The sequence below is a fragment of the Chitinophaga sp. CF418 genome (genome assembly GCF_900142925.1).
Classification (GTDB): Bacteria; Bacteroidota; Bacteroidia; order Chitinophagales; family Chitinophagaceae; genus Chitinophaga.
In genome coordinates, this window is record NZ_FRCN01000013.1 from 150,318 (window position 1) to 174,504 (window position 24,187).

General features: G+C 45.9%; 19 protein-coding genes and 1 riboswitch. Of the genes, 11 read left to right on the top strand and 8 right to left on the bottom strand.

The features are described from left to right. Nucleotides 1-27: 27 nt before the first annotated feature. Together F3I09_RS25695 and F3I09_RS25700 are read right to left on the bottom strand one after the other, a co-directional pair. Nucleotides 28-879, bottom strand: coding sequence for a hypothetical protein (locus tag F3I09_RS25695; RefSeq protein WP_149697920.1), 852 nt, complete (start codon nucleotides 877-879; stop codon nucleotides 28-30). A 390-nt stretch (nucleotides 880-1,269) separates the two neighbouring features. After that, complete coding sequence (locus tag F3I09_RS25700; protein WP_149697921.1) at nucleotides 1,270-2,577, bottom strand: DUF2851 family protein; 1,308 nt, start codon at nucleotides 2,575-2,577, stop codon at nucleotides 1,270-1,272. Nucleotides 2,578-2,720: 143 nt separating this feature from the next. Beyond that, nucleotides 2,721-2,840, top strand: a riboswitch (SAM riboswitch). Nucleotides 2,841-2,997: 157 nt separating this feature from the next. On the opposite strand from F3I09_RS25700, the gene F3I09_RS25705 reads away from it, so the two are divergent. The 3 genes from F3I09_RS25705 (at nucleotide 2,998) to F3I09_RS25715 (ending at nucleotide 5,947) form a co-directional block, all read left to right on the top strand. Further along, nucleotides 2,998-4,176, top strand: a complete 1,179-nt coding sequence (locus F3I09_RS25705; RefSeq protein WP_149697922.1) for a PLP-dependent aspartate aminotransferase family protein — start codon at nucleotides 2,998-3,000, stop codon at nucleotides 4,174-4,176. 88 nt (nucleotides 4,177-4,264) lie between these two features. Next, nucleotides 4,265-5,461 (top strand): homoserine dehydrogenase, encoded by a 1,197-nt coding sequence (locus tag F3I09_RS25710; RefSeq protein WP_149697923.1) that lies wholly within the window; start codon nucleotides 4,265-4,267, stop codon nucleotides 5,459-5,461. Nucleotides 5,462-5,584: 123 nt separating this feature from the next. Beyond that, nucleotides 5,585-5,947: an iron chaperone gene (locus F3I09_RS25715; RefSeq protein ID WP_149697924.1), complete on the top strand. Its 363-nt coding sequence runs from the start codon at nucleotides 5,585-5,587 to the stop codon at nucleotides 5,945-5,947. A 48-nt stretch (nucleotides 5,948-5,995) separates the two neighbouring features. On the opposite strand, the gene F3I09_RS25720 is transcribed toward F3I09_RS25715, so the two are convergent. The 4 genes from F3I09_RS25720 to F3I09_RS25735 all read right to left on the bottom strand — a co-directional run bounded on the left by F3I09_RS25720 (nucleotide 5,996) and on the right by F3I09_RS25735 (nucleotide 8,981). Continuing rightward, on the bottom strand, nucleotides 5,996-6,580 hold the full coding sequence (locus tag F3I09_RS25720) for a nucleoside triphosphate pyrophosphatase (RefSeq protein ID WP_149697925.1): 585 nt from the start codon (nucleotides 6,578-6,580) through the stop codon (nucleotides 5,996-5,998). Continuing rightward, complete coding sequence (locus F3I09_RS25725) at nucleotides 6,580-7,521, bottom strand: geranylgeranylglycerol-phosphate geranylgeranyltransferase (protein WP_149697926.1); 942 nt, start codon at nucleotides 7,519-7,521, stop codon at nucleotides 6,580-6,582. The genes F3I09_RS25720 and F3I09_RS25725 overlap by 1 nt, the downstream gene beginning before the upstream one ends. A gap of 55 nt (nucleotides 7,522-7,576) precedes the next feature. Beyond that, on the bottom strand, nucleotides 7,577-8,098 hold the full coding sequence (locus tag F3I09_RS25730) for an HAD family hydrolase (protein WP_149697927.1): 522 nt from the start codon (nucleotides 8,096-8,098) through the stop codon (nucleotides 7,577-7,579). 118 nt (nucleotides 8,099-8,216) lie between these two features. Then, entirely contained in the window at nucleotides 8,217-8,981 is a 765-nt protein-coding gene (locus tag F3I09_RS25735; RefSeq protein ID WP_149697928.1) for a Rossmann-like and DUF2520 domain-containing protein, read from the bottom strand. A 305-nt stretch (nucleotides 8,982-9,286) separates the two neighbouring features. Between F3I09_RS25735 and topA the strand changes: the two genes are divergently transcribed. Next, nucleotides 9,287-11,641 carry a type I DNA topoisomerase gene (gene topA, locus F3I09_RS25740; RefSeq protein ID WP_149697929.1) on the top strand — a complete coding sequence of 785 codons (2,355 nt, stop codon included), beginning with the start codon at nucleotides 9,287-9,289 and terminating at the stop codon, nucleotides 11,639-11,641. A gap of 23 nt (nucleotides 11,642-11,664) precedes the next feature. Beyond that, nucleotides 11,665-12,546 carry a transglutaminase-like domain-containing protein gene (locus F3I09_RS25745; protein ID WP_149697930.1) on the top strand — a complete coding sequence of 294 codons (882 nt, stop codon included), beginning with the start codon at nucleotides 11,665-11,667 and terminating at the stop codon, nucleotides 12,544-12,546. Nucleotides 12,547-12,637: 91 nt separating this feature from the next. Here the strand turns inward: F3I09_RS25745 and F3I09_RS25750 are convergent, their stop codons facing one another. Further along, nucleotides 12,638-14,761 (bottom strand): carboxy terminal-processing peptidase, encoded by a 2,124-nt coding sequence (locus F3I09_RS25750; protein ID WP_149697931.1) that lies wholly within the window; start codon nucleotides 14,759-14,761, stop codon nucleotides 12,638-12,640. Between the two features lie 301 nt (nucleotides 14,762-15,062). Between F3I09_RS25750 and F3I09_RS25755 the strand changes: the two genes are divergently transcribed. Beyond that, the gene (locus F3I09_RS25755) at nucleotides 15,063-16,322 is read left to right on the top strand and encodes an MFS transporter (protein ID WP_149697932.1); all 1,260 of its coding nucleotides are present in this window, start codon (nucleotides 15,063-15,065) and stop codon (nucleotides 16,320-16,322) included. 4 nt (nucleotides 16,323-16,326) lie between these two features. Here the strand turns inward: F3I09_RS25755 and F3I09_RS25760 are convergent, their stop codons facing one another. Next, a complete protein-coding gene (locus F3I09_RS25760; protein WP_149697933.1) occupies nucleotides 16,327-16,821 on the bottom strand; it encodes a YkgJ family cysteine cluster protein in 495 nt (164 codons plus the stop codon). A 236-nt stretch (nucleotides 16,822-17,057) separates the two neighbouring features. On the opposite strand from F3I09_RS25760, the gene gcvP reads away from it, so the two are divergent. From gcvP to F3I09_RS25790, 5 genes are all read left to right on the top strand, one after another. Next, nucleotides 17,058-19,928, top strand: a complete 2,871-nt coding sequence (gcvP, locus tag F3I09_RS25765) for an aminomethyl-transferring glycine dehydrogenase (protein ID WP_149697934.1) — start codon at nucleotides 17,058-17,060, stop codon at nucleotides 19,926-19,928. Between the two features lie 439 nt (nucleotides 19,929-20,367). Continuing rightward, nucleotides 20,368-20,886, top strand: coding sequence for a hypothetical protein (locus tag F3I09_RS25775; protein ID WP_149697935.1), 519 nt, complete (start codon nucleotides 20,368-20,370; stop codon nucleotides 20,884-20,886). Nucleotides 20,887-21,021: 135 nt separating this feature from the next. Then, nucleotides 21,022-21,372: an MmcQ/YjbR family DNA-binding protein gene (locus tag F3I09_RS25780; protein ID WP_149697936.1), complete on the top strand. Its 351-nt coding sequence runs from the start codon at nucleotides 21,022-21,024 to the stop codon at nucleotides 21,370-21,372. Between the two features lie 44 nt (nucleotides 21,373-21,416). Further along, nucleotides 21,417-23,312 carry a CocE/NonD family hydrolase gene (locus F3I09_RS25785; protein ID WP_149697937.1) on the top strand — a complete coding sequence of 632 codons (1,896 nt, stop codon included), beginning with the start codon at nucleotides 21,417-21,419 and terminating at the stop codon, nucleotides 23,310-23,312. A 70-nt stretch (nucleotides 23,313-23,382) separates the two neighbouring features. Further along, nucleotides 23,383-24,108, top strand: coding sequence for an FKBP-type peptidyl-prolyl cis-trans isomerase (locus tag F3I09_RS25790; RefSeq protein ID WP_149697938.1), 726 nt, complete (start codon nucleotides 23,383-23,385; stop codon nucleotides 24,106-24,108). The last annotated feature ends 79 nt before the right edge of the window (nucleotides 24,109-24,187 follow it).

Genomic DNA, 24,187 nt, shown 5'->3' on the forward strand with positions numbered 1-24,187 from the left:
TTAGGACACAAATTTAATACTTCTCAGCTATTTCTTATCCCAACGCTTTCCAAACTGAAGAGCTATATATGCATTGAAGAAGAATTTTTTGCTACCCTGGTCTATCATAATATTGATATCCTTGGTATAATATTCCGCATTCACACCCACTTCCAGGGCGCTTACCACCTCATTGAAACGGGCCCAGTCGAACCGCAGACCTGTTTTTGCGTGTACACCGGGAACGATGCTGAGTTCTCCCCAGCCTTTGCCGAAGCCTGCTCCACCTATAATAGACGCCCTATCCAGGAATGCCTGATCATATAAGGGGTTCTGGCCATATTTAACCTGTATTCCTTGTTCGGTATTGGGATCTACGATATTGAGATAATAAGGTTTCAGCATACCCACAGAAAGGCCACCATAGTAGATCGCGTTCACGAGCACTCCATTTTTGTTGGCTTTCCCACCGATCAGCCTTTGCTGTCCTACCCCCAGTTTTACCTGGTAGAAGTTATTCTGCTTGCCATATATGTAGGGTTTCTCTGAATAGATAAATCCATAAGGGTCAACACCTTTGGGTTGTCCGGCCTTTTTATCTTCCTTAGGGTTCTTTTTCTCACCAAATTCAATCTGAAAATAATTCACCTTGGTTCTGCTCTTCCGGTAACCTAATTCAAATAACCCGGTCCAGCCGTCGGTATTTATCCTGGCGCCTGCTGAGAATTCTCTCTGATACAGGTTCTCTCCTTCTTCCAGTTGCTTGAACAATGAAATGCGTTTTAATTTCCGCTGTTCCCGTTGTTCTTTTTTGGAAAGTCCGTCCGTTGTTTTTGACTCCTGGGCATACAAACTACCCGCCATGACCAGTAGTAGCAAGGATGAGTATAGTCTTTTCACCTGTATAGATTTGTTTAGTTAAGGGAGTATAGCCGCCGGGCTATGCTATATAAACGTAAGGGGCATTATATTGGTATGCCTGCTGTTACAAACCTACACGTTTTTTCTGTCATGTGTAAATTTGTTTTTGTCTGTAAACCCACGCCCATGTATATATAACGCCGTAACAGGGAAATGGTTACAGGATCGTCGGTGATGGGAAAATGGCGGGCTGTTCGCGACTCCCGTGGCATCAGTTCCCATTCCGGCGGGCGCCCTATTCCTTTCCCCTGGGTGGCATCCGGGTTACAAATACATCGTTCCTCCGAAGCTCATCGACGCGGATGATTCCGTATTGTTAGTACGCCTTTACCATGCCTTTGCCATGCCTTTGCCCTGCCTTTGCCCTGCCTAAAAGTGGACCTGAAGGTCAGACCGAAGTAACCTGGTCCCGATAGCACACTTCAGACAATGTTTTTCATTACAGTAGTATTGTTTCAGCTGTAATAGGGCCTGGCTTTCTCCGGCAGAATCTGCCTTGATATTCAACGTATTCCAAACAGTCATAACATGATTTTCCTCGGCGGGTAGCTGGCCCATAAAATTGATGGCCTTCTCCTGGTAGCGGCTGTCCCCCTTCTCCCTGCCATACAGGTATAACAGTGGCAATACGGTATTGACCAGAATATTGTGTATGGCGCGGGTACCAGGCAACTGCGTCCGGTTGACGGGTTTACCAAACCTGTAATGCGTCAGCCAGTAATCGGACGGCCGGACCTGCAGCATTTTTTCCAGGCTGGTTACATCCGGGGCATCCAGCATCCGGGAGAACAGGTGTGGGATCTTATGAAGCAGTGTGGCCAGGAAGGCGATCTTCATACTTGGGAAAGACGCAGGACGCATCCGCAGCCATTTCCAGTTCTGAGCATCTAATGGTGTAAGGCGATATTTGTGCCGCAGGTAAGTGTACTCTCGCTGTAGTCCCTTCATATAAAGATCCGGGGCTATCTCATCCAGCATTCCTGCCTGTCCGAACAGCAATGACTCCAACCGGAACAGGTCATGCTGGTGACGAAGCAGTAATTTATAGGGCAGGGACTGGGCTAAATGCAGGAATACTTCCCCGTTCACAGGCATACCGGCCGCTCTGGCCATAGCACGGAAGCATACTTCCTCCCAATCGTACTGCGTTTGTAATAGCCAGGCCTTCAGCAGGTCTGCCTTTTGCTCCAGCCGCTCCACCAGCAGGCGGTCTTTCCAACCCATCCAGACAAGTTCCGGTACATCCGCCAGGGATCCGGCACAGGGTATAAGCGCTGCAGACTGCCGCAGGGACTCATATCGCTGTAACAGTAACTTGGGAATAGCATGTTGCAGCTCCAGGATAGGAATACCTCTCGTCGTCCCTTCCGGCATATCATGCTCAAATACAACATGCAGGATAACATTACGGTACTGCAGGTTATACTGATGTCCATGCCGGAACCAGTCAGACGTCTTCAGGTGCAGTTCCACATTGCCTGCCCATAATGTATCCCCGATGCGGATGCGTGCTGCAGTAAAATCGGGTCCTGCATGCCGGTTGTGCTGACCGGGATGATCAATGTGTAAAGGTTCGCCCTCCAGTGTTGTAAGACCGGATTGGGTAAATAAGCGGAACTGCCAGATGTGTTGAAATAGCTCTTCTGCGAGAAGCGGATCAACGTTCACAATGGTCATAAATGGTTGGTTAACAGAGTGATTAAAAATCAATCAAAGGGAAACAAATTAATGAAAAAACAAGTACGTTCAAAAAATTAAAAATATTCCTTTTTGGAAATCTCATCAAAGTACCTTTAACTTTGCACCCAGTTCTTACACATGACTTATCCAGAAAGGCGGAGGGACTTGGCCCTGCGATGCCTTAGCAACCAACCTGCAGTAATGCAGGGAAAGGTGCTAATTCCGGCCCCGGTTATATGATAACCGAGGGAAGATAAGTTGGCAGAGATTGATATTCATCGTAATAAAATACCTGAAGGCTCTTCCAACGACGGAAGGGCTTTTTTTATGCCCTTTATTCTGGTAGTTATTGACCAAAGAATGTCTGATTGTGCATATGCCAACCAGGGTATAATAACAGTATAATTGCTTTGAAGATTGAAAATAGCTACTCAATTATTACATAGCATCCCGGTGGATGAATTGACGGGCGCCATTTCCGTTCCCATCTACCAGACCTCCACTTTTGTGCAGGAATCTCCGGGGATCAACAAGGGATTTGAATTTTCCCGTGCCAATAATCCTACACGCAAGGTGCTGGAAAACATCATCTGCAACCTGGAAGAAGGGCATGCAGGTTTTGCTTTCGCCAGTGGTATGGCTGCTATTGATGCAGTGATGAAACTGTTGAAAACCGGCGATGAGATCATGGCAGTAGAAGATACCTATGGCGGTATTTTCCAGATGTTCCAGCACATGTTTGAACGCTTTGGCATCAAAGCAAACTTCGTAGATACCAGCAATACCGATAAAGTACTGGCGGCCATCACTCCCAACACAAAGATGATATGGCTGGAATCTCCCACCAATCCTACTTTACGCATATCTGATATCAAATCCATCAGCAAGATAGCTAAACAGCATAATGTATTGCTGGTGGTGGACAATACACTCTGTACACCATTGATACAGCAGCCCATGCCATTGGGCGCCGATATTGTGATACACAGCGCTACCAAATACCTGGCAGGTCATACCGACGTCATTGCCGGACTGGTAGTAGTGAATTCAAAAATATTGGCAGATCAGCTGCGCTTTAACCAGAACATTTCCGGTAGTATACTCAGTCCCTTTGAGGCCTGGTTGACTATCAGGGGCATTGAAACCCTCTGCCTCCGTCTGGATAAACAATGCAGTAACGCGATGGCCGTTGCCACCTGGCTGTCTACACATCCTGCCGTGGATAAGGTATTTTACCCGGGACTGAGCACACATAAAAATCATCATATCGCACGTAAACAGCAGAAACAATACGGCGCACTTGTCAGCTTCTCTCTCAAGAGCGATAACATAAAGAATGCTATCCGCGTGGTGAACAGCACCAAGTTATTCAAACTGGCGGAGAGCTTCGGAGGAGTAAAAAGTATGCTGGATCATCCGGCAACAATGACTCACCGCAACATCCCGGAAGAATTCCGGAAGAAGACCGGACTGCAGGATTCCTGTATCCGCCTGTCTGTAGGTATCGAGGATGCTGAAGATCTGATCAACGATCTGAAACAGGCATTGGACAAACTGAACCTGCCTGCAGGGAAACAGATCACGGTACTACAGTAACAAAATCAATTATTCACTACAAGTAATGCAGTTTGCTTTTTATCAACCTGCTGCATTAAAGGAAGTATATAAGCACTAAGTATAGAACATGGAAAACAAGATCATCAATTTAGGTATTTTCGGATTTGGTTGTGTGGGACAAGGGTTATACGAGGTACTCAACAGAACTAAAGGTATCAATGCCCGTATCAAAAAGATATGTATCAAAGACCCCAACAAATCGCGTCCTATTGACGCCAGTTACTTTACCACTGATAAAAATGAAATTCTCAATGATCCTACCATTGATGTAGTGGTAGAATTGATCAATGACACTGAAGCTGCATTTGAAATAGTAAGTACAGCGCTGCGTAATGGCAAGGCAGTAGTGAGCGCCAGCAAACGTATGATCGCGGAAAACCTGCCGGCATTATACCAGCTGCAGGTAGAAAACAAAGTACCTTTCCTCTACGAAGCATCCAGCTGCGCAAGTATTCCTATCATCCGTAACCTGGAAGAATACTATGACAATGACCTGCTGAATGCTGTGGAAGGCATCTGCAACGGCTCTACGAATTATATTCTCACCAAGATATTTGAAGAGAACCTGAGCTTTGAAGCTGCGCTGCAACAGGCACAGGACAAAGGGTTCGCAGAAACAGATCCTACCCTGGATATTGAAGGATTTGATCCTAAGTTCAAGATCGTGATCCTGTTATTACATGCCTTCGGTACTTTCGTAAAACCGGAAGAAGTATTCAACTATGGTATCCATCATCTGAATGATTTTGATATACAATTCGCAAAGCAACGTAACTGTACCATTAAGCTGATCGGTAACTGCCGCAGGCAGAACGGACATGTGAATGCATATGTACTGCCACATCTTATCAGGGAGCATAACCTGTTGTATGATGTATACAATGAATACAATGGTATCCTGCTGGAGAGCGCATTCACCGATAAACAGTTCTTTGTGGGTAAAGGTGCAGGCGGTACTGCTACTGGTAGTGCTGTGTTGTCAGACATCTCTGCATTGTTATATAACTACCGCTACGAGTATAAAAAGATCAAACAATCCAATCAGCCAGCCTTTACGAATGATGTACAACTGAAAGTATATCTGCGTTACCGCACTGCTGACCAGGTACATCTTGCAGACTTCTACAACATCTCTGAGAAATATGAGTCTGCTACATACAGCTATGTAGTAGGTGTCATCAACCTTGAGAAGATGAAAAACGCCGCCTGGCTGAAGAACAAGGATGTGAACCTGCTGGTGCTGGAAGAGGAACTCGGACGTTAGTCTTCATTAATCAGCCATATACGCGGAGGGTATCAGTTCATTCTGATACCCTCTTATTTTTTGAAGTCTATAGGTCTTTCCCAATAGCGGTGCTTTGTATATTTGCATTAAATACCCCATCTCATGAAAAACGCCGCTCCAGACATTGACACCTACATTGCTGAATTTCCCGAAGATATACAGGCCCGGCTACAGGAAATCCGCGCTACTATTCATAAGGCTGCGCCGGAGGCAACAGAAGCTATCAAATATGCCATACCAACTTTCGTACTGAAAGGCAACCTGGTGCATTTTGCGGCATTTAAAAATCATATTGGTTTCTACCCAGCACCAACAGGTATTAAAGCGTTTGAAAAAGAATTATCAGCGTATAAGCAGGGAAAAGGTTCTGTACAGTTCCCATTGGATGAGCCTATACCATTCGCGCTGATCACAAGGATCGTGGAGTACAGGGTTAAACAAAATACAGAGAAGAAGAAAAAGTAAATCAATTGGATGGAGATGACGCACAATATAACTGTACGTCATCCCTGATTAATTATTTTTAACGGCGATAGATTCCAGCGCTTCCACTACATTGCTTACAGGCAATCCCATCACATTATAGAAACAACCATCAATACGATCTATGCCCACAGCTCCAATCCACTCCTGGATAGCGTAAGCACCGGCCTTGTCGTAAGGCTTGTAGGTGTCTACATAGTAGGTGATCTGTTCAGTGGTCAGCGGTTTAAAATGTACAGCAGTTTCTTTCGAGAACGACAATTCTTCCTGCTCCCGTTTGATCACCACTCCTGTGATAACCCGGTGTATACGGCCGCTCAGCGCTGACAGGATGCGGATGGCATCTTCACGGTCTTTGGGCTTGCCTATAATAGTATCATCTAAAACAACAACGGTATCTGCTGTGATGATGATATCATCCGCAGTACACAAAGCCGCTACAGCTGCAGATTTCTGCCTGGCAATATACACGGGCACTTCCGGAATGGCCATATCAGCTGGAAAGGTCTCAGCCGTATCCACTACTTTCACTTCAAAAGGAATACCTGCCTGTTCCAGCAGTTGTTTTCTGCGTGGCGACTGCGAAGCCAGGATCACACGTTTTCCGGTATACATCAGAGGAATATTTTAAAAAAGATCATAGACAGGATGCCGGTCAGCATCAGCCATTTCACCAATGAACTTATCCTGTGATAGTGTTCCGGCAAATGGGCCTTTTTCAGCAGCGTATAAATATAATAAGCGGGCACCTGTACAAACAGCACCAGGTAGATAATAGCCGGCCACCATCCGATAAAGCCTATTCTTATTTCCACCAGCACGATCAAAATCTGTAAGGCCAATAACAGCATATAACAGATGCGTTTGGCGGGTGCCACTCCCCATACAATGGGAATAGTGCGGCAACCGTCTTTAGCGTCGCCTAACATGTCTTCCAGATCTTTTACTATTTCACGCACCAGGGAGATGACGAAAGCAAACAGGGCATATACACCGATGATCTGTATCAGCTTTCTGCCTGCCGGCGACATGATAGCTTCGAAGCTTTCATATATCTGCTTTTCATAAAAGCCTACAACCACTACAGCCAGGGCCGTCAGTAAAGAGATCAGTACATTACCGATCAGGATCTGACGCTTAAAGGAAGTAGAATAGAACCAGAGGATCAGGGAGCAGATCACCTGGGTGAGCCCCAGATAGATCTGACCGATCTGCCAGGCTACAATAAAACCGATCGACACACCCGCCATATTAAATATGGTGTGCCAGGCCATTGCCCAGCGGCGGTTGATGATCTTATCAAGCACCATCTTTTCAGGTTTGTTGATAATATCTATGTTGATGTCGAAATAGTCATTAATGATATTCCCTGCGGCCGCTATCAATACAGTAGAAAGAGACAACAGGAAAAAAGAAGGCCAGGAAAGGGAAGGCCCTTCCCCGTTATATTCCAGCACCGGCGCTACTACACAATATTGCAGCAGGAATTGGGTCAGTGCTATGTAGATCAGGTTTGGATATCGGATCAACCTTATAAAGGCAATCAGCAATTTCATACTTTAATAATTGCGGTAAAAGTAATTCCAGTTACATATAATGTAGCCTCATCCATTAACGGCTGGCGATTTCCTCATCCATCATCCAGTGATCGTTCAGTTTCAGGACTTTCTCAATGATCTCCCGCACACAGCCATTCCCCCCGTTGATGGGTGATACATACCGACAGATACTCTTGATTTCAGGAGCGGCGTCAGCAGGACATACAGGTAAGCCTACCAGTTGCATAGCCCGGTAATCCGGGATATCATCTCCCATAAATATGATTTCTTCCCAGCGAAGGTCGTTTTCAAATACATAATCCTGTAATTTCTCCTGCTTGTCTAAAACGCCTGTATAGATATCTTTTATCCCCAGGCCCTGTAAACGGCTGACCACACTTTCAGATCTTCCGCCAGAGATAATCACGACCCGGTACCCCTTCTTCACCGCCAGTTGTAATGCATATCCGTCCCTGATATTCATCTTCCGTGACTGCTCCCCGTTGGGTAACAACTGCACGGTACCATCGGTCAACACGCCATCAACATCAAATACAAAGGTGGAAACAGGTTTAAAAAGAGATAAAATGTTCATTTAGAATAAATTAGGAAACCATAAACTAAGGATCAGGGGCCAGCATATTCTAAAACCTCTGGTTCCCGGTCCTTAGTTCCTGATTGAATTTGGCAAAAGTACCACAGATTTTTATATGTCAGCTGCGGTGAAAATCATAAATACTATCTGACATGACCTGGTAGATCAGTTTCAGGTATTCCTCATTTTCCAGCAGGGCACGGTGGCGCGACATAGTGTTTTCATCATTGCGAACGGCCGGGCCTGTCTGAACGGATTCAGGAGGGAATTTCTCCAGCCGGTCAAAGGTCTCCTTTATAATAGGTTGCAATAAAGTAAAATCCAGTCCTTCCTTTTCACAATAGCGCTTGGCCCTGGCTATCAGGTGATTGGTGAAGTTATTGCACAGCACAGCCGCCAGGTGCAGCTGAAGGCGCTGATGCGAATTAACTTCCTGAATATCAGAACTTATACTCTGTGCTACCGGTTTTATCCTGCGCATCACTTCATCGTTGGCGGCTTCCAGCAGCAGCGGGATGGCAGGATAATTCCGGACTTCCTTCCGGAGGGATTGCAGCGGGTAGATCACGCCCGTATTGAGGGAGATCTTTTTAATGGCATCGAGGGGTACTGCTCCCGCAGTATGAACTACAAAACGTTTTCCCAGTCTCAGCTCGTCGTTCAGCTCAGGGATAGCGGCGTCACTTACGGCCATCAGGTAAAGGTCTGCCTCCATATTAATGTCCAGCAGATCGTCTGTGCCGGTAGAATGCAATGATTCTGCCAGCTCAACAGCGCTTTCCTTTTTACGGCTGATCACCTGCAGAATCTGGTGACCATGCAGTTTCAATAAATGACCAAAACAATGCGCTACATTCCCTGCGCCAATAATTACTATATCCATTCAGTCTAAGGTTAAATATATATTATGGTGTACCGGTTTTCAGAAAAAGCGATGCGGAGGTATTGCACTCATATCTTTATATGGTCAGGCAACTTCGCGTTTAGCAACGTTCTTATCCAGCAATTTAAGTATTAAACTGTTAACGGTTCATTTTTAATGATTTTATCAAAAATATTACATTTACCTTCAATGCGTTGAAAGAGTCTTATTTTTTATTCTCGACCTACTTTTATATACTTGCAAAATTCGTATTTGTATTTTTTATACGGAATTTTCGTATCTAGTAGCTCATAAAGACGGCATTCATGGCAAAAAATCTAGTAATTGTTGAGTCTCCGGCGAAAGCTAAGACGATTGAAAAGATACTGGGCAAAGACTTTGAGGTAAAGTCCTGCTTTGGTCACATCCGTGATCTGGAGAAGGATGATATGGGTATCGATATCCCCAACAACTTTAAACCTAAGTATACAATACCTGAGGATAAAGAGAAAGTAGTTAAGGAATTAAAGAAACTTGCGAAGGAAACTGACGAAGTTTGGTTAGCAACGGATGAGGACCGTGAGGGGGAGGCCATATCGTGGCATTTATGTGAGGTACTGGGTCTTGATCCTGAGGTCACCAAACGTATCGTTTTCCATGAAATTACCAAGCCTGCCATCGAAAAAGCCGTACAACAGCCCCGTCTATTAGATATGAACCTGGTCAATGCCCAGCAGGCCAGGCGTATTCTTGACAGAATAGTAGGTTTTGAATTGTCTCCTGTGCTCTGGCGCAAAATGAGCATGCGGAATTCATTGTCTGCAGGCCGTGTACAATCTGTCGCAGTAAGACTGATCGTAGAGCGGGAGCGGGAGATCAATACATTCAATGCCGTTAGCAGTTTTAAGGTAGAAGCCTTCTTCACTGCTAAAGATCTTCAAGGCAAAAATATTACTTTTAAGGCTGAAGGACCAACCCGTTTCAAGACTGCTGAAGATGCTGAAAAGTTCCTCCAGCAGTGCATTGGCGCAGCCTATTCGGTGAAGGATATACAGGTGAAACCTGGTAAGAAATCGCCTGCCGCCCCATTCACCACTTCTACCCTCCAGCAGGAAGCCAGCCGTAAATTGGGCTATAGCGTTTCCAAAACAATGTTGCTGGCGCAGAAGTTGTATGAAAGTGGTAAAATCACATATATGCGTACTGACTCTGTGAACCTGTCGGATACGGCGTTGGCAGATATTCAGAACGCCATTACCACCAACTACGGGCAGAAATATCATCAGCACCGTAAGTTCAAGAACAAAAATGAATCAGCACAGGAGGCGCACGAGGCTATCCGTCCTACCTATATGGAAAATGCGTCTGTTGATGACAGTGATACCAAAAAGCTCTATGAACTGATCTGGAAGCGTACCATCGCCAGCCAGATGAGCGATGCAGAACTGGAGAAGACCATTGCCAAAATAGACATCTCCACCAACCATGATGAGCTGACAGCCAGTGGTGAAGTATTGAAGTTTGACGGATTCCTGAAGGTGTATATGGAAGGTAAAGACGATGAAGAGTTGAGTGATGAGGATGAAGATGATGGCTCTTTACCACCATTAACGGTAAAGCAGGTACTTGACCTGAAAGAAATGAAGGCTACCGAACGTTTTACCCGTCCTGCACCCCGTTATACAGAGGCCAGCCTGGTAAAGAAACTGGAAGAACTGGGAATCGGACGTCCATCCACCTACGCTCCTACCATTACCACTGTTCAGAAACGTGGCTATGTAGAGAAACGCGATAAGGAAGGAATAAAGAGGGACTTCCGCATCATGAGCCTGAAAGCTGACAAGATCACCAAGGTTACAGATACGGAAAATACAGGCGCTGAAAAATCAAAACTGTTCCCGACTGACCTGGGTATGATCGTAACGGACTTTCTGAACCAGTATTTTGGTTCTGTAATGGACTACGGTTTCACAGCAAAGATCGAAGGAGAATTTGACGAAGTGGCCCACGGAAAGAAGATCTGGAACAAGATGCTGAATGACTTCTACACTCCCTTCCATAAAGACGTGGAGAACACGCTGGAAAAGGCGGAAAGAGTGAAAGGCGAACGTCAGCTGGGTACCGATGCTGAAACAGGTAAACCGATCGTAGCGCGTATGGGACGTTATGGCCCGATGATTCAGATCGGTAAAGCGGAAGACGAAGAGAAGCCGAAGTTCGCAAAAATGAAGTCCACTCAAAGTATAGAAACTATTACTTTAGAGGAAGCAATGGAACTGTTCAAACTACCACGCAACCTGGGTAAGTTTGAAGATGAAGATGTACTGGTGAACATTGGAAGGTTCGGACCTTATGCAGCACATGACAAGAAGTTCTATTCCCTGAAAAAGGAAATGGACCCATACACGGTGGAGCTGGATGAAATAGCCCCGCTGATAGTGGAAAAAAGAGCGGCTAAGGATGAGCGTACCATAAAAATTTTCGAAAAAGAGAAGATCCAGATACTGAAAGGCCCCTACGGACCGTATATAAAACAGGGATTGAGGAATTATAAGATACCAAAAGAAAAAATTGACACCGCCGCTGACATAACACTGGAGGAAGCTAAAGCCATCATAGAAGATGTCAAAGCCAATCCTCCAAAGAAGAAAGCACCACCGAGGAAGAAGAAGGCGGAATAAATGGACACCTGTACATTCATTTTATGCACGAGACCAAAGAAATAAATGCTTTGTTCCACCTGTTGGATGATCCTGACCAGGAGGTGTATGATACTGTTGCCAACAAGATATTGCTGTTTGGAAAAGAGATCATTCCCAACCTTGAGAACTTATGGGAAAACACGGTCGATGAATCTATCCAGGAAAGGATCGAGCAGCTTATACACCGGGTGCATTATAAAGATTTACAGGTGGCACTGCAATTATGGGGTAAGACGGAATCACCGGACCTGCTGCAGGGCTCCATACTGGTAGCGCAATACCAGTTTCCGGATATGCAGCCCGGTAATGTCGTAGCCGAAATTGAAAGGATCAAAAGGAATATCTGGCTGGAACTGAATAACTATCTTACCCCGCTGGAGCAGATCAATGTGCTGAACAGCATGATCTATAACTACTTCGGACTGAAAGGAGAAGAAGTGGCTTATGTACGTAAGAACCAGTTCTTCATCAACCAGGTGATAGAATCCCGTAAGGGTAACCCGCTGACTAATGGTATCGTATATCAGAGCCTTTGCGCCATGCTGGACCTTCCGGTATACGCTGTAAATATTCCACGGCAATTTATACTGGGTTATTTCGATACTTTCTACGACTTTACCGAAACGCCCAGACCAGAGGATAACCGGATACTTTTCTTCATAGACCCTATCCAGGGGCAGATCTATTCACACCAGGACGTTGAGGGATATCTGAAACGGATGTCCATTCCGCTGACCCCCTCCTACTATCAGCCACAGTCGACCAGGAGAATTATACAGTTCCTGCTGGAAGAGTTGCTGAAATGTTTCCAGGAGGAGAAGGAAGGATATAAAAGGGATGAGTTGAGAACGTTGATAAAGCTACTGGAAGACAAGATGGAATAATCAGATAAGAATAGTCACCGACAACTAATAAAAAAGAAAAGGCGGCCTGTTTAAAACAGACCGCCTTTTCTTTTATACTGAAGGCGTATGATTATTTGTTAGCAGGTTTACCCTGTAATTTAGGATAAGACAATGCAATCAGGTCATTCATCACATTTACGGCTTCATCCAGGTAGATATCTTTCTGTCTGAATTTCAGCCAATCCTTGTTACGGGCCAGTTTTGCGGAATCAGCGGCCAGCCTGTCCAGGTCTGTTTTCAGGCTCACGATGTTCAGTTCCTTCACCTTTTCATTTACTGAATCATAACGTTTCAGGGCATTACTGTTAGTCTTCTGTTCTGCTTTGTACGTCTGCTGGTTCAGAGAGTAAGCCTCCTGGCTTTCCATCTTTTTCAGCGTCACGATATTGTCATTCATCATCTTGAACGCCTCACTGGATGCAACACGTTTTTCGCTGCTCTTTTTCAGTGCGTCCACCGGAACAGGATCGTACCATGGTGTGAAAGAAGCTTTCGGAATTTCGTCCCATGCCAGTGCATCGGCGTCTTTACGTTCTGCCACTTCATAATATGGATCCGGCAGCTGGATATCGGAAGCTACACCTTTCAGCTGGGTAGAACCACCATTTGCCCGGTAGAACTTCTGCTGGGTCAGTTTAATAGCACCCAGGGCGCCTATTTCCTTATTGGAGTAGAAGTCATCCAGGTTCAGCATACGCTGTACAGTTCCTTTACCGAAAGTATTGCTACCAATGATCACGGCACGTTTATAGTCCTGCATTGCAGCCGCCATGATCTCAGAAGCGGAAGCACTGTATTCGTTGACCATAATAGCCAGCGGGCCACCATACTGTACACTTTTATCGCGGTCGCGGAGTACCATTGGATCGCCGCTACGGGATTTCACCTGTACAATAGGACCTTCCGGAATGAACAGACCTGCCATCTGTACAACATCCTGCAGGGAGCCACCACCATTGAAACGCAGATCGAGGATGATCCCCTCTACATTTTCTGCTTTCAGTTTGGTGATCTCTTTGGCTACGTCTTCTGCACAACGGGCGCCGTCCCTGTCATTGAAATCTGCATAGAATTCAGGCAGGTAGATGTAACCGAGTTTATGCTGACCATTGATAATGGCTGATTTTGCAAATGTGTCATCCAGTACTACTTCATCGCGGGTAATATCAATCACTTTTACGGTACCATCCACACTCTTCACGGTCAGTTTTACAACAGATCCTTTATTACCGCGGATCAGTTTCACGGCATCTTCTACTGCGTAACCGGTGATATCCACTGGTTCTTTATCGCCCTGCGCTACCTTCAGAATAGCATCATTCGCTTTCAGACGGCCATCTTTCCAGCTAGCGCTACCTGTTACGATACTGGCGATTTTGATCTTACCATCTTCTTCTTTCAACTGGGCGCCAATACCAAAGAACTTACCGGCCATCTGTTCTTCAAAAGCCCTCTTTTCAGCTGGCGGGAAGAAGTCAGTATGTGGGTCCATAGTGGTAGTGATGGCATTTATGAACATGCTGAAACGCTCGTTATCATCCTGTCTGTTCTTCAGACGATCGAAATAACGGTCGTATACGGTCTTTACTTTAGCCCTGGCTTCAACTTCCAGTTCAGCATCGGTTTTAACCTTTTCGCCGGCTTTATCTTTCTGCTTATCGCGGGTTTCCTGCAGTTCCGTCAGCTTTTCCAGCGTGCGGTACTTCAGTACTTTTCTCCAGGCTTCTTTACGTTCCTCAAGATTTTCCGGATAATCGATCTTATCAGGATCCAGGGTCACCTTTTCATCTTTGGTAAAGTCAAATGGCTTGGAAAGTATTTCCGGGTAAATGGAAGCTGCTTCGGCAACACGCTGTTTGATGATGGCATTGATGGCATTGAAACAGTCCAGCGGAGCGCCCTGCAGCTCATCGTCGATGTGGGTAGATACGGACTCCAGTCCTTTGATATCGCTCCTCAGGAAAAACTTCTTTTCACTGTCCAGGCTCTTCAGATATTTATCGAAAACTTCTTTGGAGTAAGTATCGTTAATCTCCTTAGGTTGATAGTGCCCCTGGGTTAGTATTTGTCCTACCAGGCCCATGATCACTTCGTATCTGCCGGGAGGATCTTCTTTATGCAGTTTGCTGAAAGCCAAAACCCCCATTGAGATCGTAAGCAGTGCAACTGGTATAATCACTTTCATTCTTCTCATAGAATCCAAAATTGAACGTCATCAAATATAGCATAAAATAGCCCATCCAACCAGAAGGGCAATTTGCTTTTAACAAAAGATTGAGAAACAGTGCGATGCAGCATAGTATGCAATTAACTCGCATTTAACGGGTTGCCACATTTTGCAGCTTTACAAATGCCAAAACCAGACCAATTTCCGGAGGGGACTTGCTACATAAAAATAAACATCTTAGAGGGATTTTATACTACCGTTTATCAGATTGGAGCACCCGGTAATCGGGCAAATTCTCTATTTTTGCGACGGCCATAAAAACTGCACAGTGGAGAACCAGGAGACTACTATCAAGAACGACCCTTACGCATCGCTACGTTTACCAGAATTCAACTATTATCTCGTTATCCGTTTTGCCATGGTGTTTGCATTAGCAATGCAGTTCACCATTATTGAGTGGAAAGTGAATGCACTGACGCATGATCCTTTTGCACTGGGTCTGATCGGGCTGGCGGAAGTCATTCCGGCAGTGCTGGTGGCGCCTTTTGCCGGACATATTGTGGACAAGCGTGAGAAACGTGGTTTATTGATTTTATGTGTAATTGCTTATATCCTTATGGGTCTGGGGCTATTCCTGCTGACCTGGGACCGGGCGGTAGCCGGCATTTCCATACGATGGGTACTCAATATGATCTACTTCCTGGTATTTCTGGGAGGTGTTGCAAGAGCCTTTCTAAGTCCCGCCAACTTCTCTATGCTGGCGCTGATCGTGCCCCGGAATCTGTATGCCAATGGCTCTACCTGGAGTAGCAGCGCCTGGCAGATCGGTGGGATGGCTGGTCCGGCTCTGGGAGGCCTTTTCATATATCTGTTTGGTATTCATTGGTCTATGCTCATCGTAGTAGGCGTTTTCCTGGCGCCGCTGTATAGCCTGATCAAGATCAAGCCTAAACCTATTCACTATAAACCACAGGGCGAAGGTTTCTTTGACGGACTGACAAAGGGGATGCGTTTTGTGTGGAAGACCAAAGTAGTACTGAATGCAATGGCGCTGGATATGTTTGCGGTATTGTTCGGGGGTGCAGTGTCCATGTTGCCCATCTTTGCGACAGATGTATTGCATGTAGGTTCGCTGGAATTCGGTTTCCTGCGGGCGGCGGTAGCTGTCGGTTCGCTGACCACTATGTTCATCCTGGCTTACAGGCCACTGGTCAATCAGCCGGGGCTTAAACTACTGGCGGCCGTTTTCGGTTTTGGCTTATGTATTATTGTATTTGGATTATCCACGAGTTTTGTCCTCTCCTTCCTGGCCTTACTGATCAGCGGCGTGCTGGATGGCATCAGTGTGATCATCCGTCAGACCATCCTGCAGCTTAAAACGCCTGACGACATGCGGGGACGGGTAGCAGCAGTAAGCTCTATGTTCGTAGGATCTTCCAATGAACTGGGCGCCTTCGAGAGCGGTCTGGCCGCCCGCCTTATAGGGTTGGTGCCTTCTGTGGTATTCGGCGGATGTGTAACATTGGGGGTGGTAATCACCACTTATATCATCTCGCCCGCCATGCGTAAACTGGACCTGAAGCCATGACCGGCTATAGTTTCGTGATCTTTTTCAACCTTTCCAGTACATAAAATACGGCAGGACAGATCGTGCTGTTCAGGTAAGTGATGTTGGGCCGCTTGATAAAATCAAAACTGTCGGTGTAGGGATAATTCTCACAATCGCCTGGACGGGCATCGTAGATGCTGCAATAATTATCAGCATCAAGAAAGGGACAGGGGCTGAATTTCACCACATAATCCCCGTCTTCATCCATACGCAGGTACTGGTCAATAAAGGCGGATTCCTTCATGCCTTTATATTTGGCGATGCGTTTGATATCGGGCATCTTAAAGCGGGGGCTGATCGTTTTACAGCAACCGGCACATTTCAGGCAATCAATATGACTGAAAGCCTCATCATGCAGGTCTGGCAATAGCTTCTCCACACCTCTTCCCCTTTTCGTCTGCAGCTTCTGCAGGAACTGCTTGTTGGCCTTTTGCTGCTCCTGGGCCTTCTGTTCCCAGTTTATAAGTAATTCGTCCATTGGACTGCAAAGATAATGATTAAGCAGTAGCCCGCAGAGCAAGAGAAGGTTCATCCACCCGAAACAGATGGTATACTGGCAACTCCTGGCCTCATTACATTACATACTTATGACAATTGCCCTTGTTTCCTTTCCACATTTATCACCGCATTTTCTCCAACGACCGCACTGGTTTGGCCATTGCTAAAAAACGTTATAGCTTTGCACATTCTTTTCTAACAGACCTGCTTTACATCATGAATCTTTTTGATATACAACAAACTGAATTTGTTGGCCGTCATATCGGGCCAAATGAAGCTGAGACCAATCATATGCTGGATACCATCGGGGTCTCATCCCTGGAAGAGCTGGTAAGCAAAACAGTACCTGGAGCTATCCGCATGCAGCATCCGCTGGCGGTTCCGGCTGCAATGAGCGAGAGTGATTACCTGCGTCATCTGAAAGATGTATCCTTAAAGAATCATGTATCCCGCAATTATATCGGGCAGGGTTATTACGATACTATCACTCCAAGCGTGATTTTACGTAATGTGTTTGAAAACCCGGGGTGGTATACCCAGTATACTCCCTACCAGGCCGAGATTGCACAGGGCCGCCTGGAAAGCCTGCTGAACTTCCAGACCATGGTAAGCGATCTGACAGGTCTTCCTATCGCAAATGCTTCCCTGCTGGACGAAGCCAGTGCTGCTGCTGAAGCCATGGCAATGTTCTTCAGTGCACTGAACAAAGACCATGATCACCTGAGCCGTCCAAAGTTCTTCGTAGACGCCAGCACCTTCCCGCAGACAATTGATGTTATATATACCCGTGCTACACCGCTGAACATTGAAGTGGTAGTTGGCCACTACAATACCGCTGCAATAGACGAAACCTACTTCGGCGCACTGGTACAGTATCCGAACAGCATAGGTAGCGTGGAAGATTACCGCAGCTTTGTTGACAAAGTACACACAGCAGGCGCTTATGTAGCAATGGCGACTGACCTGCTGGCGCTGACACTGCTGACCTCTCCGGGTGAACTGGGTGCTGATGCAGCTTTAGGTTCCGCACAACGTTTTGGCGTACCATTAGGTTTCGGCGGTCCACATGCTGCATTCTTTGCTGTAAAGGATGATTTTAAACGTGCTATCCCTGGTCGTATCATTGGCGTGAGCATTGACGCACAGGGCAACCGCGCATTACGTATGGCGCTGCAGACCCGCGAGCAGCACATCAAACGTGAAAAAGCTACTTCCAATATCTGTACAGCACAGGCGCTGCTGGCTAATATGGCCGCAATGTACGCTGTTTATCATGGTCCAAAAGGCCTGAAGAACATCGCTACCCGCGTGGCTATTCTGGCTAACGCACTGGCTGAAAAGCTGAGAGCAAAAGGCCTGGAACTGGCTGCTAATTTCTTTTTCGACACCATCGAAGTACGTGTAAGCAACAGTGCTGCTATCAAGAATAAAGCTGAAGCGATCGGCATTAACTTCTTCTATCCTGAAAGCGGTCGCGTGATCATCTCCCTCGATGAGACCGTAACCATCCAGGATGTAAACGATATACTCGGCGTCTTCGAAGCCGGTAAATTAACCAGCAACAGCGCTGAGCTAAAAGCAACCAGCGTTCCAGCGGGATTGGAAAGGACCTCTCCTTATCTGCTGCACCCGGTATTCAACACACATCACAGTGAGTCTGAAATGATGCGTTACCTGAAGCTGCTGGAAAATAAAGATCTGTCCCTGAATACTTCCATGATATCACTGGGTAGCTGTACCATGAAGCTGAACGCAGCTACAGAAATGATCCCATTGAGCTGGAACCACTGGAGCAAGATGCACCCATTTGCACCTAAATCCCAGACCGGCGGTTATCAGCAGATCGTGGATGAACTGAGCGACTATCTATGTAAAATAACTGCTTTTGATGCCTGCAGTCTTCAGCCTAACAGCGGCGCCCAGGGCGAATATGCTGGTCTGCTGGTAATACGTGCATGGCATGAGAGCAGAGGAGAAGGTCACCGTAATGTGATGCTGATCCCGATCTCTGCACACGGTACCAACCCTGCATCTGCTGTAATGGCGGGCTTCAAGGTGGTAGTAGTGAAAGCGCTGGAAAACGGTTACATCGACGTAGCTGACCTGAAAGCGAAAGCTGCACAGTATGCAGAGAACCTGGCAGGTATCATGATCACCTACCCTTCTACTTACGGTGTGTATGAAGAAAGTGTAAAAGACATTTGTAATGCCGTTCACGAACACGGCGGACAGGTATATATGGATGGCGCCAATATGAATGCCCAGGTAGGTTTGACCGCTCCAGGCCTTATCGGTGCTGACGTTTGTCACCTGAACCTCCACAAGACCTTCGCTATTCCTCACGGTGGTGGTGGTCCCGGCATGGGCCCAATCTGTGTGGCAAAACACCTGGCTCCTTTCCTGCCTGGTCACGTAAACCTCGACACTAAAGCGCATGCTCACGCAGTATCTGCGGCACCATATGGTTCCGCCAGCATCCTGCTGATCTCTTATGCGTATATCCGCCTGTTGGGCGCTGTGGGCCTGAAACAGGCTTCCCAGTTCGCTATCCTGAATGCTAACTACATGAAGGCGCGCCTGGAAAAAGCATATGATATCCTGTACAATGGTGTTAATGGTACCTGTGCACATGAATTCATTGTTGACCTGCGTCCGTTCAAAGCTACTGCCGGTGTAGAAGCAGAAGACGTAGCAAAACGTCTGATGGACTACGGTTTCCACGCACCGACCCTGAGCTTCCCTGTACCGGGCACTATCATGATCGAGCCTACGGAAAGTGAAGATAAGGGTGAACTGGACCGCTTCTGTGATGCAATGCTGGCTATCCGTGAGGAGATCGCAGCTATCGAAAACGGTACTGCCGACAAGCAGCAAAACATGCTGAAACACGCACCACATACACAGTTTGTAGTAACTGCCGATGAGTGGACACGTCCTTACAGCCGTCAGCAGGCAGCATATCCGCTGGAATATGTAAAACTGAATAAGTTCTGGCCATCTATCAGCCGTGTAAACAATACTCACGGAGACCGTAACCTGATCTGCACCTGTGAGCCGGTAAGCTCTTATGCAGAAGCAGAAGCGTAATAATGGAATTTGAGCACTGAAAGATAAAGTCCTGTATGATACAGGCATAAAATATAAGCGGCGGTATCGTGAGATATCGCCGCTTTTTTGTGTTGTTAACGAACTGGAACGAAGATCATGCAGACTGTTTTTTTATCACTACAGATCCTGCTGCCAGATCATGTATCGCCCTTCTTTCTTCATTGAAATGAATGGTAACAAAAGATAGGTTATTGTTCATGAATGAATCTGTGTTATAAAATTTGTGCGTTACCTCACAATTCTGCCCCCTCCCGATTGTCTTTTGCATGTAATATCAGGTAATTCATATAAAAAACTTTTTCCTGATTACCAACTATTTAAGCCCAACTAATACTAAGTTGACGGGATTTTCGTTTATATTATAAGTATTTTAATAATATTTTATATAAATTAGATATAAGAAAAACCAATATTAGTTATGCAGGACTACTCTTTTATGTCCACCGAAGAGATATTTCTTCTTCAGGATGCGTTGAAAAAGAACACAAGGCAGATTTACAAATTCATTGGAATTGGTCTGCTCCTGGTGGTAATCGCCGCTTTTGTACCTCAATTTTTTCTCAGTAAACGCCTTAGCGACGAAGAGATCAATCAGTCCTTATTTTCCTATAAGAACGCCTGGTTCTGGGTTTGGCTGATGTCTTTTGTGCTGGTGCTGGTCTTCGCACTGATAAAAGTAACAGATGTACGTTACTATACGATCAAAAAAGATCTTACCAAATTACAGAAAGGACAGATACAGGTGCCATTGGAAATGATCTATCAGGGGAACAATGATATGCAGACAAGCTTCATTGTGCAACAGGAAGGTTTAAAGAAAAGACAGCGGTTATTTTACTGGATGCGCGGCAGGCTGGATGACTTCAAAGCTGGTCAGCAGGTAGAGATCGTATACGGACGTTATTCCCGTGTGATCCTTGCCATCACCAAGCTTTAAATTCATCATTAACCAACCATATCCGCTGCAAGTAGCGACTATCAACCTTTATTTATAACAGGGCCAATCTCTATGAGGTTGGCCTTCTTTTTTTTACCTTTACCCCTATCCAGTTCTACTTCACATAATACTATTATGAATATTGAACAATTCAGAGAATATTGTTTGTCACTGCCAGGCGTTACAGAGGAATTTCCTTTCGGTGAAGAGATCCTTGTATATAAGGTAAAAGGTAAGATGTTCACACTTACGCATGTTGATAGTTTTGACACATTCAACCTGAAATGCGATCCCGAGATAGCCATTGAACTGCGGGAGCGGTACGACGGTGTAACACCGGGTTATCATATGAACAAGAAACATTGGAATACCATAGATGTGCATTCCAATATTCCTAACCGTTTACTCTATGAATGGATCAAAGACTCCTATGACCTGGTGGTAAAATCATTACCCAAAAAAGACAGGGAAGGGCTGTCATCTTAGTATACAGACAACTATTCAGACCTAAACAAATCATTAAATCGCTTATGAGAAAATTGTTATTGCTGGTGATAACAGCACTTATCTTTCACACTTCCTGTGTGAAGGGTATCAATCAGGATTCTTTATGGATGCGTGAAAACTACACCAAGAAAGAGGTGTACATCCCCATGCGTGATGGTGTGAAATTGTTCACCACCGTCTACATGCCAAAAGATAAATCAGAGAAACATCCTATCCTCATGACCCGCACTCCTTATTCCTGTGCACCATACGGAGAAGACAAATTCCTGCCGCTCTGGAACCATTACTTTAATACCTACCTGCATGAAGGATATATCATCGTTATGCAGGACGTAAGAGGACGCTGGATGAGCGAGGGTACATTCGTGGATGTACGACCTTACAATCCCAATAAAAAGACTAAGCAGGATATCGATGAAGCCAGCGATACCTACGATGCTATTGACTGGCTGGTGAAGAATCTGGAGAGCAATAACGGTAATGTGGGCGTAATGGGTATCTCCTACCCCGGCTTTTATTCTACTATGGCTGCACTGAGCGGTCACCCGGCGTTAAAAGCCGTGAGTCCTCAGGCGCCCGTGACCGACTGGTTCGCAGGAGATGACTTCCACCATAATGGCGCCTTCTTTATCACGGACGCCTTTGCTTTTTATACCAGCTTTGGTAAACCAAGACCTAAACCTACTACCGTAGGTCCTAGCAGTTTTGAATATCACAATACCGACAATTACGACTTCTACCTGCGTACAGGAGCTGTAAAGAATTTTACCCGCTTAATGGGCGACAGCATCGCTTTCTGGAAAGATCTCATGGCGCATCCTGACCAGGACAACTGGTGGAAAGCACGTAGCGTAAGACAATTCCTGACAAACGTACAACCAGCTATGCTGGAAGTAGGTGGCTTGTTCGATGCAGAAGACTGCTTCGGCGCATGGAACACGTATAAAGCGATCGAAAAGCAAAGTGGCAAAACTAATAACCGCATTGTAATGGGCCCCTGGTATCATGGACAATGGTCGAGGGTAAATAACGGTTCATCCCTGGGTAATGTCCGCTTTGGCAGCCCTACCTCCAGCTGGTACCAGGAGAATATAGAAGTTCCTTTCTTCAACTATTATCTGAAAGGGAAAGGCTCTGCTGACAGCATTGCAGAAGCCACTATCTTCTTTACAGGAGAAAACCAATGGCGTAAATTACCACAATGGCCACTGGCAAATATCCAACAGAAATCACTGTACCTGCAGGCCAATGGTAAACTGGACTTTAGCAAACCTCTTTCTGCCGGTAGCTTTACCGGATACGTAAGCGATCCCGCCAAACCAGTGCCATATACAGAAGATATACATTTCGACCGCACCATCAATTATATGACAGATGACCAGCGCTTTGCCGCCAGACGTCCGGATGTAGCTGTATTTGAAACGCCAGTGCTGACGGAAGATGTTACTGTTGCAGGACCTCTATTAGCGAAACTGGTAGTAAGCACCAGCGGCACAGATGCAGATTTTGTAGTGAAACTGATCGATGTGTTTCCAAACGATTTCAAATATGAAACAGATGTGCCCAGCGAACACCGCAGGGTACCTACTGCCACCTATCCGATGGGAGGCTACCAGATGCTGGTACGCGGCGAGATCATGAGAGGTAAATACCGTAACAGCTTTGAAAAACCGGAAGCATTCAAGCCTAACACCCCTACTGATGTGAACTTTAGCCTGCCTGACGTAGCTCATACCTTCAAAAAAGGGCATAAGATCATGGTACAGATACAAAGCAGCTGGTTCCCACTGGTGGACAGGAATCCGCAGGTATTTACCAATATTTATACCTGTGACGACAAGGATTTCCGGAAAGCAGACATCCGCATTTACCATGATGCTCAGCACGCTTCGCATATAGAATTGCCGGTAATCAAATAGTTACTAACTTGCAGGGCATCCCCGGCGGGTATCCTGCAAGGGTATTTTGAACAGTTCAATAAACCATTATATGATCAGAAAAGCCCTATTACTTGGAGTTCTGTGTGTGGCTACCCTTCCCGGTTACGCACAAAAAAGGAAGAAAAAGTCCAAAAAAGACGAGGAAGTTCCGGTTGCTGCAGCGCCGGCTCCGTTACTGCAAACCAAACTGGATACCATCAGCTATGCTATTGGTCTGGAATTTGGCAATATGCTGAAAACCCAGGGGCTGGACAGCATAAAAACTGATGTACTGGCTAAAGCGCTGAAAGAAGCCGTTAGTGGCGGCACACCATTAATAACAAAAGAACAAGGTAATATGAGTGTTAGTGAATATTTACAACAGATAAAAGCTGAGAAAATGCAAAAGAACAAGGCTGCCGGCGAACAGTTCCTGGCGGAAAATAAAACCAAACCAGGTGTGGTAACTCTGCCAAGCGGTTTGCAGTACCAGATCATCACTGAAGGTACCGGGCCCAAACCAACCATCAATGACAAGGTAAAAACACACTACCATGGTACTTTAATAGATGGTACCGTATTCGATAGCTCTGTAGAGAGAGGTCAGCCTATATCCTTCCCTGTTAGCGGTGTTATCAAGGGTTGGACTGAAGCATTGCAGCTGATGCCTGTAGGTTCAAAATGGAAACTGTTCATTCCTTCCGAACTCGCTTACGGCGACCGTCAGGCAGGTCCGAAAATCGGCCCTAACAGTGCGCTGGTATTTGAAGTGGAGCTGATCGCGATCGAGAAGTAATTTTTCAATTGTAGATAGAAAAAGGCGAATGAAATCCTCATTCGCCTTTTTTATTATTGGAATTCTTTGACTCCTGACA